We start from the raw sequence: 13,014 nt of genomic DNA, 5'->3' as shown, positions 1-13,014 counted from the left end.
TACCGGCGCTGCAAAGCCATGCAGCGGCGAGTTTTCTCTTTGCTGACGAAACCTTCTTGATCCGCTCTCGCTCCTCGCAGTCCACCGCGCGAGTTTGTTTGGAAGTCGCGCTCTACGAAAGTGAGCCTGAAACGTCCTCCGAGTCTCCCCACCACCGTTTCAACCCTTTCTTGCACTTGCATATTGACTGCAGGTGCATTCATTATAGACTGAGAGAGACTTGCTCAAAAAAACCTCTGGAGAAGCGTCGATGAAGACCGATATTTTTGCTCCCGTATCACGCCGCGCCGCGTTTACTTTGGTCGAACTCTTGGTGGTGATCGCGATCATCGGCATCCTGATCGGGCTGCTGCTGCCGGCGGTTCAACAAGCGCGTGAAGCTTCTCGGCGGATGCAGTGCAGCAACAACCTGAAGCAGCTAGCGCTGGCGGCGCACAACTACGAGTCGACCTACAAGACCTTTCCGTATCCGGCCGAAGACTCGAGCTACGGCTATTCGGCCCAGTCGAAGATGTTGCCGTTTCTCGAACAAGGGAATCTCCAGGATCAGCTCGATTTTTCGCAGCCGTTGATGATCGGCGTTAGCTACCTGAAGACGCTCAACCCGATCTATGACAACCTGGTCGGCATGAAGATCAACGTCCTGATCTGTCCCAGCGACCCCGGCGATCCGTTGTATGTAGATGACGATATTACCTGGGCCGGCGGCAACTATATGGTCAACGCCGGGCCGGGAGTCGGCGTCCAATATTGCAGCACCAGCGATACCGGCGGAATCTTTTGGCGCGGATCGGCGACGCGATTTCAAGATATTACCGATGGCGCCACGCATACGATCTTGCTGGCTGAGACTTTGTTCGGCGCACGGCTCAACTCGACTGAGCTTTTGGACGCACAAACGCAAATGCGCTCGACCAGCGGCGGCGGCAGTCCTTGCTCGACAGCGGCGGACGATCTCGACGCCAGATCGGTCACCAGCTACGACGGACGTCGCGCCGGTCAATGGCTCCGCAATCTGACCTATCAATCGTTCATCAACGGGTATTTCCCCCCCAATTCACCCTCGCCAGACATCTTGTATCACGGCGATGCCGTGATGGGCGCTCGCAGCGCTCACCCCGGCGGCGTGATGGTCAGCTTTGCGGACGGCAGCGTTCGCGTGGTGAGCGAAACCGTCGATCTCTCGACCTGGCGAAATCTGCACGCTCGCAATGACGGCGCGGTGCTCGGTGAGTTTTAAAGTAACGACTTTCCCCTTCGTATTGACACTTTCAGGACCTCGCAATGAAATCCATTTCGCCCCTCATTGCACTGCTGACGCTCGTCTCGTTCGCAGCCGCGCAAGATAGTTGGCCCCAGTTTCGCGCCGGCGGAAGTTCCCATGCCGGCGGCCCCTTGCCGCTCAACTGGTCTCCGCAGGCAGGAATTGCCTGGCAACGTGAGTTGGAAGGCTATGGGCAGTCGACGCCCATCATTCACGGCCAGCGGATCTACGTGACCTCCACCGCAGGGCCGAACAAAGAAACCTGCGTCGTTTCCTGCATCGACATTAATACCGGCGATCAGCTTTGGCGGTATCGCTTTCCCGCCGCTGCGACGGCGCCTTCCAGTTACATGATGGCCCGCGCCGCTCCGACGCCGGTCGTCGACGATCTGGGAGTCTATCTCTTTTTTGAAAGCGGCGATGTCGCCGCAATCGATCCTACGGGCGCTCTCCGTTGGCGTCGTGATCTTGTCACCGACTTTGGTCCCTTCGAAAACAATCACGGCGTGGGAGCGTCTCCCGCCCAGACCGAGCAGTGCGTCATCTTAAATATCGAGCATCGCGGACCCTCGTACTTGATCGCGATCGACAAGCAAACCGGGGAGACGCGTTGGAAGAGGGATCGCCCTTCGTCGAACTCTTGGTCGTCGCCGATTGCAATCCACGGCCAGATCATCCTCAGTTCCAATGGCGCGGTCTCCGCCTATGACGCAGACTCCGGCGATTCGTTGTGGACCGTCGGCGAACTGGACGGCAATACCGTAGCGTCACCTACGCCTGACGGCGATCGGCTCTATGTGGGCGCTCGCGTCTCCGAGTTTTCTGGCGGCGGCGACGCGCAGCGTTCCAATCTTTGCATCCAATGCAACAACGATTCTCCGCAGATCGTCTGGCGAGCCGAGAAAGCTGTCAGCGACTATGCATCACCGGTCGTCTGCGGCGAGTGCGTTTACTATCTCAACAATGTGGGCGTCGTCTATTGCCTGGACAAAATGACCGGGCGGCAGCATTACGCCAAACGAATTGGGACCGACTGTTGGGCCACGCCGATCGTATCGCAAGATCGAATCTATTTTTTGGGGAAGAACGGACAGACCATCGTCCTGAAAGCTGGCCCGCAATTTGAGCAGCTTGCAGCCAACTTGCTTTGGGATCTCCAGTCGCCCCCACCGCCAGAGACCTATGTCGAAAACGTCTCGTCCGCCAAGTCATCGCGCGGGTTCGAGAGTCTCTTAGAAACCGGCGACGCCGATGGCGACGGCTTTTTGACGATCGACGAAGTCTCTGGTCGTTTCCGCTCAATGTTCCCCAGCAGCGACTCGAACCAAGACGGTCGCCTGGACGCCGGCGAACTTCAAGCCGCCGCCAAGTTGATGGCCGCACGTCGCTCGGATTCGCAAAATAACGCGCGAGATCCCATCGTCTATGGCGCCGCTGCAATCCCCGGGCGAATCGTGATTCGCACCGGAACGCGACTCTATTGCATCTCGCCGCAATCGTCCCCCGCGCTCGTAGAGGAGCCTGTCCGAAAATGACGTATCGCGTTGCTCACGACTACTATCGAATCCGCTCTCTTACCGTGCTTCTCTCCCTCGCATGCTTGGGATGTCGCTCTCCTGCGACCGAGCCGGTCGTCAACGTCGATTCGGTCGCCGTCGATCACTTTACCGATCAAGGAGTCCTATGGAGCAAACAAGGAGCGCCGGCGAAAGAGGATCACGCGATCCTCAACCACTTCTTTCAAAGCCAACCTGACTGGAGCGACAGCACCGAAGTGGAAGGGACGCCGGTCGTGTATGCGGCCGGCGATCAGCGCCGCTTCTATTGGATCCGCGCCGCCCAAGGCGGCGCGATTTGGACCTGCATTCACTGGAAAAAGAAACGCTTTTACACAAGCAGCGGCTCCGGCGCTGTTGCTTCTACGACCAATTAGAACTCTGGAATCCATTATTCCCCCCCCACCTCAAACACGAACGAGCAACCCTAACATGTTGAAGAACCTATCGACTTTCTCGGCATTAGCGCTGCTACTGCCTTTGTCCGCTGGCTGGCTCTGCGCCGAAGAAGCGTCAAGCGCCAAGCATCGCGAACCACGCGTGATCGCACGTCTTTTCTGGCAAAACGAAGCTGCTGCGACCGTTCAATGCGCCGACCTCATTCAGGGCGACAAGTGGACGCTAGCGCCGCAACCGGTCACCGACTTTCCGACGATCGATATCGACTCTCAATCGTTGGTGCAGATGGAAGCGATCGGCAATGTGCTGCTGGTCGGCGTGCGTGACGCCGAAGATGGGGAGCTCGAAAGCGGCTGGATCGCGATCGACGCCGGCGCCGTCGAAGAAGAACATGGCGACCATACCCATTGGCGCTTCCCCCATGCGCCCAAGGTGCTCGCCCAACGCTTGGATGATCAGCAAGGAAACCCGGCCCATCTTTACCAATACGACGGCGCTTTTTACCTGGCGAATGATCAAAACGATGGCTTTACGCGGATTCGGCCCAAGCAACTAGCAGGCGACAACGCCGAACAAGCGGCGACCTTTTTCTCTGGCGGCGGTGATCACATCACGTTGGCCGCGGTCGACGATCAGGTCGCTTACTCAACTTGGATTGACCGGGACGGCGACAACCAGGGTCGCATTGATGTCGTCAATCTGCGCGATGATCAAGCAGGAAAGGGAAACTACACGATCCAGACGCCTACCGGCGGTTTGCATGGTGCGACCGCCAATTCGGGGCGCGTCTTCTTCGCGCCGGCGGATGGGATTTGCTGGGTCGACGCCGATCGCAACTTGTCGCAGAACGAAAAAACCGCCGAAGTTCACCACCTCTCGCTCGGCGAGGATCCTGAGACTGAGCGACCGCTACGGACCGGCGCCTTCGCCAATGCGGGACATTGGGTAACGTTCACGTCACGCTCTTCCGACGAATCATTCCTCGGTTTGATCGACGCTACGGCGACCGAACCGACTATCCAAAAATTACCGCTCGAAACGGCCGAGGGACTCCGCCTGACGACGCCGCGGATTTTGGAAACTCCCAGCGGGCTGAAAATGGCGTTTCTTTTTCAAGATCGTCACGACGGCGACGCCGAGGAACAGCTAAGTGTCGTCAATCTAGATCCCGATCGCGACGGCGACTTCTCTGACGCCAAGTTGGTGAAGAGCATGCCGGTCGGCCGCAGCAAGGTCGTCGGACATAGCGGGCATCACGATATTTGCGTGTTGCCTGGCGGGAGATATGCCTGTGTCACCAACCCTGGGGACGGCACGATCTGGGTGCTGTCGCTGACCAAGCTGGAAGTGCTGGAAAAGATCTCGGTCGACGCAGCGCCGGGACGCATCGTGACCGTGGGTAAATAGTCAGCCGCAAGCGTTCGTTTTTTTGTGACGCTTGCAGGACGCTCGCGAAGGCGCTATCGTCACAGGTATGGCGATGCGCCTTTGAAAAGGCAACCATGATGCGTGCAGGTCGCATCCTGAATGACTTCGCGAAGTCTCTACCAAACTCACGCAAACAAGGAATGTCGACAATGAAACTAAAAACATACGGATCCGCTGTCTGGGAAGGTGGTCTGAAAGAAGGCAAAGGCGCCATCTCGACCAAAAGCGGCGCACTCGAATCGTATCCCTATGGTTTTTCCGCTCGGTTTGAAGGTAAGCAGGGGACCAATCCCGAAGAATTGATCGGCGCCGCGCATGCCGGCTGCTTCACGATGGCCCTGTCGCTGATGCTAGGCGAAGCCGGCTTCACCGCCGAAAAGATGCAATCCCGAGCAGACGTCACCCTCGAAAAACAGGACGAAGGATTCGCGATCACCGCAGTCCACCTGACGCTGTCGGCAACGATCCCCAGCATCGATCAAGCGAAGTTCGACGAACTAACCGCCGCCGCGAAAGCCGGCTGCCCTGTGTCGAAAGTGCTAAGCTGCGAGATCACGCTCGACGCAACGCTGACGTCGTAGCTCTTCTCCAATATCGTCCAGCCAGGCCGAGCGGCTTAGCCGCTCGGTTTGAGGATGATTTCGTAACGTTCTAAATCGTGGCGCTCGAAGAATTCACGATCGGTCAGATCGTCGTCGCAGATTTTCCCCCGCTCGATCACAAAGATGCTGGCGTCGTATTTGCCGTTGGCGATCTCGAACGCGTAAATCTCATCCGCCGACCAAATCTCGATGCGACCGATCGCTACTTCCAGCTTCGAGCGAAAGACGAGCTCGCGCGGCTGCGAAACGTCGGGCTCGCGATTGATCCAAAGATCGCACCGGATCGAGAGCGGTTCGTCGAGCACATAGAACTCGATCAATTGTCGATCGAGCGCGCGGCCCCCGCGATCGACGTCGTCGTCATCCGGCGACATATCGGCTTGATCTTCCAGTTCTTCAAACAAATCAAAGTTGCCGATCATCACCGGCGCCGGCTCCAGCGAAATCAGAAACTTGCCGTCTGGATCGGTCGGCTTGCGTTGCTGGAGAAACTCTTGCCAAGCCGGCAGAACTTGATGCTGCAGCGCCGGCTCGGCGGCCAGATTGGCCGAGCCCAGCACGCGATCAATCTCGGCCGAATCAAACTCATCGTGCGGCGCTCGCGCCACGACCATGACAAAGACCCACTCGTCGCCGCATTGCACCAAGTAATCGCCGTGGGCGGCGCGGCCATGTGATCCGAGGCCGCGCAAATAGCGATGGACCTGCACGTTGGGATGGACGCCGGCCAAAATGCCGGGATCGACGGCGGTTCGGTTTTGGACCATTTGCTGCATGACGCGCGTCAGGTTTTTCGCTCCATCGGGATCCAAGGGAGTCGCGATGAGTCGCCACTGGCGCGCAGCGATCGAGAGCTCGTCATCCTGAAATGATTCGACCTCAAATTTCGCCGACGCTTCATCCAACGACAATCGCAACAAATTGAGTCGCGGCGTCTTGGTTTGCTGCTGTTCTTCTTCGCTCATCCATCCAATCCTAAGGGGACGACGCGCGTCCCAATATTTCACAACGGTTCGCTACCGCTCGTGCCGGCCTATTCGTTATTCTAGAGTTCGTCGCCGCGATATGCATCCATCGGCGCCGATCTACGCCCGATTTATTGTCGCAAAAAAAAGACGTTCAGCGACCGGGCTCCATGCGCGCCAATGACCAGCGATTGTTCGATATCGGCCGTTTTGGAGGGTCCCGAAACGAACGCTCCAAATTGCGGTTCGCCCAGCGAAATTCGCTCGTAAGCTAGGTGCATGTTGTCGACAATCGCGTCGGCCGCATCGGCTGGCGACCTGACAATAAACGATAAATGCTGGGGAATGAAGTAAATCACGCGGTGTTTGACGACGGCGTCGTCGACCCAAACAGCGCCATTTTCGGCGACGGCAAACTGGGCCGGCAACACGGCGAAGTCGACATCTTCCAACGCATGCGGATCGTCAATTGCGACGAAATCGACATTGCCCGAAATCTGCTCGCAAAGGCTAACAATTTTGGAAGCTTGCGCAAAAGCCGGAACCTTGCTCAATACGGCCACGATTTCTTCCGCCGTGTCGACCACATGCGCCGCGCCGCCGACAGCGGCTAAAACGGTCGCAAAATGAGCGACACGATCGTCGTAGCGGATCCAATCGCCGGCAAGTCCCGGGTGATCAACGCTGGCGACAACCTGATTACGGATGCTTTTTAAGATCTGGTCGCGGCTACTCATCGCTGGCTTTTTTCGACTCATGAATTTGGTACAGCTCTCGGAAGCTTTCTTTCGGGGACTCCGGCATCTCGCGTTGTTTCCCCCAGGGGTTCAGCCCATGGTAAATCGCCCACCGCGGCAAATGCCGCAAGCAGAATTTCCCGATCGCTCCGACCCAGCGAAACAGCCAAGGAGATCGCATCATCCAGCTGGTCAGTTTCATCGGTACGGTTTTCGACATCGGCAGTTGACCGCGTTGCCGAATTTCGCCGCGCCACTCGAGTAACTCGTGATGCAGATCAATTTTCACCGGGCAAACGTCGGTGCAGGAACCGCACAACGTACAAGCGAACGGCAGGCTCTTATGCGCCTTCGAATCGCGTGACGGCGCCAGGATCGAACCGATCGGACCCGGCACGGTCGTTCCGTAGCTATGTCCGCCGCTGCGTCGATAGACGGGACACGTATTCATGCAAGCGCCGCAGCGGATGCATTTCAACGAGTTTCGAAACTGCTCGCTTCCCATCAGGTTGCTGCGACCGTTGTCGACCAAAATGATATGCAGTTCGCCGCCGGGGAGCGGTCCATGAAAGTGAGACGAATAGGTCGTGATCGGCTGTCCCGTTGCGCTGCGCGCCAACAGACGCAAAAAGACGCTGAGGTCCGACGCGTGGGGAATCAGTTTTTCGATCCCCATGCAAGCGATGTGCATCTTGGGTAGCGAGACTCCCAAGTCGGCGTTGCCTTCGTTGGTGCAAACGACCAGTCCGCCGGTTTCGGCGATCGCGAAGTTTACCCCGGTGATGCCGACATCGGCGGCCAGGAACTTCTCGCGCAGATGATTGCGAGCCGCTTCGGTCAGATAGTTCGGATCGTTGTTGCCGGCCTCGGTCTGCAGATGCTCGTGAAAGGTTTCGCTCACCTCTTCTTTTTTGATATGAATCGCCGGCAGAACAATATGCGACGGCGTTTCTTTGCGCATTTGCACGATCCGCTCGCCCAGATCGGTGTCGACGACCTCGATCCCCTGCTCTTCTAAGAACGGGTTCAAGTGACACTCTTCGGTCAGCATCGACTTGCTTTTGACCACGCGTTTGGCGCCTGTTTTTTGCAGCAGCGACAACACGATCTGGTTATGTTCTTCGCTGTCGCGCGCCCAATGGACCACCGCGCCCAGCTTGGTAGCGTTTTGTTCAAACTGCTCAAGATAGTCGGCCAAGCGACTGACGGTATGCAGTTTGATTTGCGATGCGGCGCTGCGCAGTTGTTCCCATTCGGGCAAGCTGACCGCCATGCGGTCTCGTTTCTCGCGCACAAACCACAGCGCTTGATCGTGCCAATGGGCGCGCTCGTCGTTGGCGACAAACTTGGCCGCTTGCTCGGGATGCTCGGCGGTTTTCATGATTTCGCTTCGCTCTCGTTCAAAATCTCGGCGATGTGTTTGATTTGCAGCGGCATCTTTTTCCGCCCTGACAATCCTTGCAGATGCATCAGGCAAGACATATCGGCGGCGGTCAGAACTTCGGCCCCGGCCGACAGATGATCTTGCAGGCGATCTGTTCCCATCATGCAGGAAACCGCTTCTTCGTTGACGGCGAACGTCCCGCCAAATCCGCAACACTCGTCCGGTCGCTGCGGCTTGACCAGTTCGATTTGGTCCAACATCGCTAGCAGCTGTCCCGGTTTACTGAAATCCACCCCGACCAGCTCGCTCGGTTTGCCCATTCCCAACTCACGCAGTCCATGGCAGCTGGAATGGAGACCGACCTTATGCGGATAGACGCCGTCCCAGGATTCGACCTTCAAAACGTCGACCAGAAACTCGCACAGTTCGAACGTCTTGGCTTTCAGCTCCTCGAAACCAGGCCGCCCCGCCAGGAACTCGTCGTAATGATGGCGCACCATCGCTACGCAACTGCCGCTCGGAGCGACCACGTACTGATACGGCGCGAATATCTCAAGAAACCGTTCGGCCAATGGGCGTGCGTCTGAGTTACACCCGGTATTGGACATCGGCTGACCGCAGCACGTTTGCGCCGCTGGGAAGACGACGTCGCACCCGCGACGCTCCAGGATTTCTAACGTCGCCATGCCGACGCGGGGATAGAGCTGGTCGATATAGCAGGGAATGAAAAGCGCGACTTGCATCAATGTCGAACGGGGGGCGAAAGGCAAGGACGCCGACTCGCATCCTGCCAGTCGGGAGATAGCCCTGCATTATACTCGTTTGGCGGCCCCCAGGTTACCCGATATCGAAGCCCATTTGTCGAAATCCTGATTGGCGCGAATCAGCGGAAAATCGATCGTCACGCGAGTTCCGGCGCCGGGGCGAGAGTCGATTTTCGCCTCGACGTCAAACAACTTGGCGCGTTCGGCGATTCCCTTCAGCCCGAACCCCGATGCGGCGGCCCCCACCGCGTCAAACCCGATTCCGTCGTCAACGACCGACAAAACCAACCGCTCGCCAGCTTCTTGTAAACTAATTTTGGCGTGTCTGGCCTGACTATGACGCATGATGTTGGCGACTGATTCTTGCACCACCCGATAAATCGTACACTCCAACAGCGGCAGCAAGCGATCGAACTGGACGTCATGTTCAAATTCGATTTCGCAACTTTCCGGCATCTGCTCTTCCAGCATCCCTTCGATCGCCGCAATCACGCCGATATCCTCGAGCAGCGGCGGGCTGAGCCCTTTCATGACGCGGCGCGCTTCGGCGACGCTGCCGCGCAATATCCGCAGCGCCGTATCGATTCGAACTTGATCGATTTGGCCCGGCGCCGTCTCCAAATGCATCATCGCCGCGGTGAGTCCTTGCACGACGCCGTCGTGAATTTCGTAGGCGATCAGTTGCCGATCCCGCTCGTGCCCCGAAAGCAAGTACTGCAAATACACTTTGTCTTGCAACAACTGCTGCTCAACGAGCGAGCGCTCGCGAATTTCCGCTTCTAACTTGGCGTTCAAGTTTTGCAATTCGCGCGTACGTTCTTCCATCGCTTGCTCCAACTCCACGGGTCAGCGAAACTCGCTGTACGTATATTCGACTATCTAATGTTTCGCGGCCATGCACGAAAAGGGACCCGACGAAAGATACTCGTCTCTTTCACACCACGAGGCGGCGAACCTGAGGAAAAAAATTCGCGGCAAAAAACAAACGCCCCGTTTGTGCAAGCGAACTCCTCTCGTCCCACTCTAGAGAAGCCGAAAACGAAGCAAAATGGGATCCCTCTAATTGCCTAATCCCTAGAGAACATATCGTTATATTTTATCCAATTTAACCCAAGCTTGATTCAAAACCTCAAACGGCATCGCTACAATCAGCAGGGTCAGGGGCAACTTTAATAAAATTTGGGGAGAAACCTAAATGATTCGCAGCTTGCTATTACTTGCTTCGGCGGTCACCGTGTTCAGCACGGTCGACGTGGCCGAAGCGTGCCGTCGCTGCCGACCGGGCTGTGCGCCAGTCTGCTCAACCGCTTGTGACGCTCCTTGCGCGCCTGCTGTGCAGTATGTTGAAAAGACCATCATGGTCCCCGAACACACGTACGAAACTCGTACGATCACCTGCACCGAAATGCGGCCGGAAGTGCGCCAAAAGACTGTCACCGTTTATCGCTGCATCCCGGAAACGAATTCCGTGACGCGGACGTATACGGTGATGGTCCCGGAAACCTTGACGAAGACCGTCGAGTACATCGTTCGCAAACCCGTTTACGGCACCCAGACCGTCACCAAGACCGTGATGGTTCCCTCCTACGAGACTCGCGAAGGAGTTCGCGACGTCTGCAAAATGGTGCCCGAAACTTCCACCAAAACGGTCACCTACAACGTTTGCAAGCCGGTTCACGGCACAAAAACCGTCACCAAAACCGTGATGGTTCCGTCGTACGAAACCCGCGAAGGGACCAACACCGTCTGCAAAATGGTGCCCGAAACTTCCACCAAAACGGTCACGTACAACGTTTGCAAGCCGGTTCACGGCACCAAAACCGTCACCAAAACCGTGATGGTCCCGTCGTACGAACCGCGTGAGGGAACTCGCACCGTCTGCCGGATGATGCCGGAAACGATCACCAAGACCGTTTGCAAGGACGAAGGAAGCTGGGAAGAGAAAGTCGTGACCGATTGCTGCGGCTGCTCGAAAGTCTGTAAGACTTGGGCGCCGAACATCGTGCAAACGGAAGTTCCCTGCACCGTGATGCGTCCCGTGACAGAAGAAGTCCCGTACAGCTACCAAGTTTGCGTGATGAAGCCGGTCGAAAAAACCTACGAAGTTGCGACCTGCACCTACGAGACCCAAGAAGTCTCGAAGGACGTGACCTGCACCGTGATGCGAAAAGTGACGGAAGAAGTTCCGTACAGCTACAAGGTTTGCGTCATGAAACCGGTCGAAAAAACGTATCAAGTTGCGACCTGCACCTACGAAACCGAAGTTGTCTCGAAGGACGTTACCTGCACCGTGATGAAGCCGGTCACCGAGCAAGTTCCTTACAGCTACAAGGTTTGCGTGATGAATCCGGTTGAAAAAACCTACACGGTTCCGACCTGCACGTACGAAAACCAAGTGCTGACGAAAGAAGTCCCGTACACGGTTTGCCGCGCCGAAACGCGTGAAAAGACCTACGACGTGACCACCTACAAGAACGTCCCGGAAGAAAAGGTCGTTTCGTACACCTGCATGGTTCCGGTCGAAGTGACCAAAGAAGTCAAGGTTCCCGTCTGCAAGATGGTTCCCAAGACGATCACCGTGCCGACTTGCGGCTGCTAGTCGCTGCGGTGCTGGCCAGAATTGAACGGCACAAACCGACGGTCTTCGGGCCGTCGGTTTGTGCGATTCTTGAGCGTCCGTTTAAGCGTGCGTTTGTCCCAAGCAGCGGCGGCAAAGCAGTTGAATGTTGCTTTCATCGTCTCCGCCCCCCATCGACTTCGGGATGATTCGCACCATCTCCAAATAATCGCCGGCGCTGCACGCGGCGCAGCGGCCGTTGTATTTACGCCAGATTCGAGTCCGCAACTGAGGAGGGATCGTCACCACTTCTAACGCCTGCGTCGACTGCACTCGCGACTGCACGCGAGCCATCTCGCTGACAGCGTACTGACAAAAGTCGGACGGCATTTCTAATTGCTGAAGCAGCCAAACCATCGTCTCTTCTTCATGTGCCGAAATCTCTCCATCCGCTTTCGCGTCGACAATCACATGCTCGACAAATTCACGCGTCTGATGCCGAATCGCCTGCAAAAACTCGTGATGCGAGATCCCCAACTTGTTGGCGGTGCTCAATAGCGCACCCCATTCTTCGGTCAGCAAATGATTGTCGGCGACCGCTTCCAGAAACATGCTGCGGAGAAACTTCTCTCCTTCCGCGTGAAAAAAGACGCCGGCGAACGTCGCCATCGGCATGCCGATCGTATCGCTGATCTTCTGCAAGCGCCGTTCATCGTCGGCGTCGAGCGAGCCGTCCGACATCGCGCGTCCCAGCGCGGCGGCGAATTGCTTTTTGGCAAGATCCAATTCAATGGCGGCGAACTCCCCTTCCGGCAGCTCTAACCGCTCGGCGATCCAACGCGCGGTCTGCTGCTCGTCGCGGGTAAACTGTCCATCTTCCCACGCGCGTTCGATCACCTTTCGATAAACTGCCTGCTTCGCTTGGTCCAGCAGTTGCGGCTCATACGACTGAACTGGAAGCGCCGTCGATATCGAAAACGTCTCCGGATTTTGCGTCAGCGAGTTTTCCAGCAGTTCGATAAGCGAACGTACGCGCGACTCGACGTCATTTTTCGTCGGCTGAGAGGCAAGAGTTGAATCGGCTGAGGACACAGCATTCCCTTTCGGTGAGTTCCATCGTATTTGCGGCGCAAACCGCTCTATCAGAAAACTACGCCGCGCCGTTGCGGCAAGTCGCGTTCTCTCGGCCTAGCTCGGCAATTTCCGACTGTCGGCCCAGCGTGCAGATCGTCAAATCGCGCCAATCGGCATATTCTTCCCGTACCGCTACGCTGGAATCTGGCGCCATTTCAGGACATTTCGGCGGGTCAAAGTCAATAAGAAGGGTTGACCCGCATCATTTTCTGCCGTGATAATCG

The 13,014-nt window shown here is 56.9% G+C and carries 13 protein-coding genes; 6 read left to right on the top strand and 7 right to left on the bottom strand.

Annotated features, from left to right (window positions below; genetic code table 11):
* Positions 1-250: 250 nt before the first annotated feature.
* The 5 genes from DSM3645_RS18350 to DSM3645_RS18330 all read left to right on the top strand — a co-directional run bounded on the left by DSM3645_RS18350 (position 251) and on the right by DSM3645_RS18330 (position 5,228).
* Positions 251-1,240: a DUF1559 family PulG-like putative transporter gene (locus DSM3645_RS18350; RefSeq protein ID WP_040351962.1), complete on the top strand. Its 990-nt coding sequence runs from the start codon at positions 251-253 to the stop codon at positions 1,238-1,240.
* A 44-nt stretch (positions 1,241-1,284) separates the two neighbouring features.
* Entirely contained in the window at positions 1,285-2,799 is a 1,515-nt protein-coding gene (locus tag DSM3645_RS18345; protein ID WP_002653775.1) for an outer membrane protein assembly factor BamB family protein, read from the top strand.
* On the top strand, positions 2,796-3,197 hold the full coding sequence (locus DSM3645_RS18340; protein WP_002653774.1) for a hypothetical protein: 402 nt from the start codon (positions 2,796-2,798) through the stop codon (positions 3,195-3,197). The genes DSM3645_RS18345 and DSM3645_RS18340 overlap by 4 nt, the downstream gene beginning before the upstream one ends.
* 55 nt (positions 3,198-3,252) lie before the next feature.
* Positions 3,253-4,626, top strand: coding sequence for a YncE family protein (locus DSM3645_RS18335; RefSeq protein ID WP_002653773.1), 1,374 nt, complete (start codon positions 3,253-3,255; stop codon positions 4,624-4,626).
* A gap of 170 nt (positions 4,627-4,796) precedes the next feature.
* Positions 4,797-5,228: an OsmC family protein gene (locus tag DSM3645_RS18330; protein WP_002653772.1), complete on the top strand. Its 432-nt coding sequence runs from the start codon at positions 4,797-4,799 to the stop codon at positions 5,226-5,228.
* 35 nt (positions 5,229-5,263) lie between these two features.
* Here the strand turns inward: DSM3645_RS18330 and DSM3645_RS18325 are convergent, their stop codons facing one another.
* From DSM3645_RS18325 to DSM3645_RS18305, 5 genes are all read right to left on the bottom strand, one after another.
* Complete coding sequence (locus DSM3645_RS18325) at positions 5,264-6,214, bottom strand: hypothetical protein (RefSeq protein ID WP_002653771.1); 951 nt, start codon at positions 6,212-6,214, stop codon at positions 5,264-5,266.
* 131 nt (positions 6,215-6,345) lie between these two features.
* Positions 6,346-6,951, bottom strand: coding sequence for a LutC/YkgG family protein (locus DSM3645_RS18320; RefSeq protein ID WP_002653770.1), 606 nt, complete (start codon positions 6,949-6,951; stop codon positions 6,346-6,348).
* Complete coding sequence (locus tag DSM3645_RS18315; protein WP_002653769.1) at positions 6,944-8,332, bottom strand: lactate utilization protein B; 1,389 nt, start codon at positions 8,330-8,332, stop codon at positions 6,944-6,946. The genes DSM3645_RS18320 and DSM3645_RS18315 overlap by 8 nt, the downstream gene beginning before the upstream one ends.
* Positions 8,329-9,078 carry a (Fe-S)-binding protein gene (locus DSM3645_RS18310; protein WP_002653768.1) on the bottom strand — a complete coding sequence of 250 codons (750 nt, stop codon included), beginning with the start codon at positions 9,076-9,078 and terminating at the stop codon, positions 8,329-8,331. The genes DSM3645_RS18315 and DSM3645_RS18310 overlap by 4 nt, the downstream gene beginning before the upstream one ends.
* Positions 9,079-9,147: 69 nt before the next feature.
* Entirely contained in the window at positions 9,148-9,924 is a 777-nt protein-coding gene (locus DSM3645_RS18305) for a sensor histidine kinase (protein ID WP_131282698.1), read from the bottom strand.
* 370 nt (positions 9,925-10,294) lie between these two features.
* Here DSM3645_RS18305 and DSM3645_RS18300 point away from each other — a divergent pair, with 370 nt between their 5' ends.
* Entirely contained in the window at positions 10,295-11,698 is a 1,404-nt protein-coding gene (locus DSM3645_RS18300) for a hypothetical protein (protein ID WP_002653766.1), read from the top strand.
* An 81-nt stretch (positions 11,699-11,779) separates the two neighbouring features.
* Here DSM3645_RS18300 and DSM3645_RS18295 read toward each other — a convergent pair whose 3' ends face one another.
* Together DSM3645_RS18295 and DSM3645_RS30515 are read right to left on the bottom strand one after the other, a co-directional pair.
* The gene (locus DSM3645_RS18295) at positions 11,780-12,748 is read right to left on the bottom strand and encodes an HNH endonuclease (protein WP_002653765.1); all 969 of its coding nucleotides are present in this window, start codon (positions 12,746-12,748) and stop codon (positions 11,780-11,782) included.
* Between the two features lie 58 nt (positions 12,749-12,806).
* Entirely contained in the window at positions 12,807-12,944 is a 138-nt protein-coding gene (locus DSM3645_RS30515; protein ID WP_002653764.1) for a hypothetical protein, read from the bottom strand.
* Between the last annotated feature and the right edge of the window lie 70 nt (positions 12,945-13,014).

The sequence above is a fragment of the Blastopirellula marina DSM 3645 genome (genome assembly GCF_000153105.1).
In the GTDB taxonomy this organism is placed as follows: Bacteria; Planctomycetota; Planctomycetia; order Pirellulales; family Pirellulaceae; genus Blastopirellula; species Blastopirellula marina.
This window is presented reverse-complemented; position numbering and strand designations above follow the sequence as displayed.

Coding starts and splice junctions, on each gene's coding strand:
- DSM3645_RS18310 (WP_002653768.1), bottom strand. CDS start 9,078: ATGCAAGTCGCGCTTTTCATTCCCTGCTATATCGACCAGCTCTATCCC.
- DSM3645_RS18325 (WP_002653771.1), bottom strand. CDS start 6,214: ATGAGCGAAGAAGAACAGCAGCAAACCAAGACGCCGCGACTCAATTTG.
- DSM3645_RS30515 (WP_002653764.1), bottom strand. CDS start 12,944: ATGGCGCCAGATTCCAGCGTAGCGGTACGGGAAGAATATGCCGATTGG.
- DSM3645_RS18345 (WP_002653775.1), top strand. CDS start 1,285: ATGAAATCCATTTCGCCCCTCATTGCACTGCTGACGCTCGTCTCGTTC.
- DSM3645_RS18335 (WP_002653773.1), top strand. CDS start 3,253: ATGTTGAAGAACCTATCGACTTTCTCGGCATTAGCGCTGCTACTGCCT.
- DSM3645_RS18305 (WP_131282698.1), bottom strand. CDS start 9,924: ATGGAAGAACGTACGCGCGAATTGCAAAACTTGAACGCCAAGTTAGAA.
- DSM3645_RS18300 (WP_002653766.1), top strand. CDS start 10,295: ATGATTCGCAGCTTGCTATTACTTGCTTCGGCGGTCACCGTGTTCAGC.
- DSM3645_RS18320 (WP_002653770.1), bottom strand. CDS start 6,951: ATGAGTAGCCGCGACCAGATCTTAAAAAGCATCCGTAATCAGGTTGTC.
- DSM3645_RS18330 (WP_002653772.1), top strand. CDS start 4,797: ATGAAACTAAAAACATACGGATCCGCTGTCTGGGAAGGTGGTCTGAAA.
- DSM3645_RS18315 (WP_002653769.1), bottom strand. CDS start 8,332: ATGAAAACCGCCGAGCATCCCGAGCAAGCGGCCAAGTTTGTCGCCAAC.
- DSM3645_RS18350 (WP_040351962.1), top strand. CDS start 251: ATGAAGACCGATATTTTTGCTCCCGTATCACGCCGCGCCGCGTTTACT.
- DSM3645_RS18340 (WP_002653774.1), top strand. CDS start 2,796: ATGACGTATCGCGTTGCTCACGACTACTATCGAATCCGCTCTCTTACC.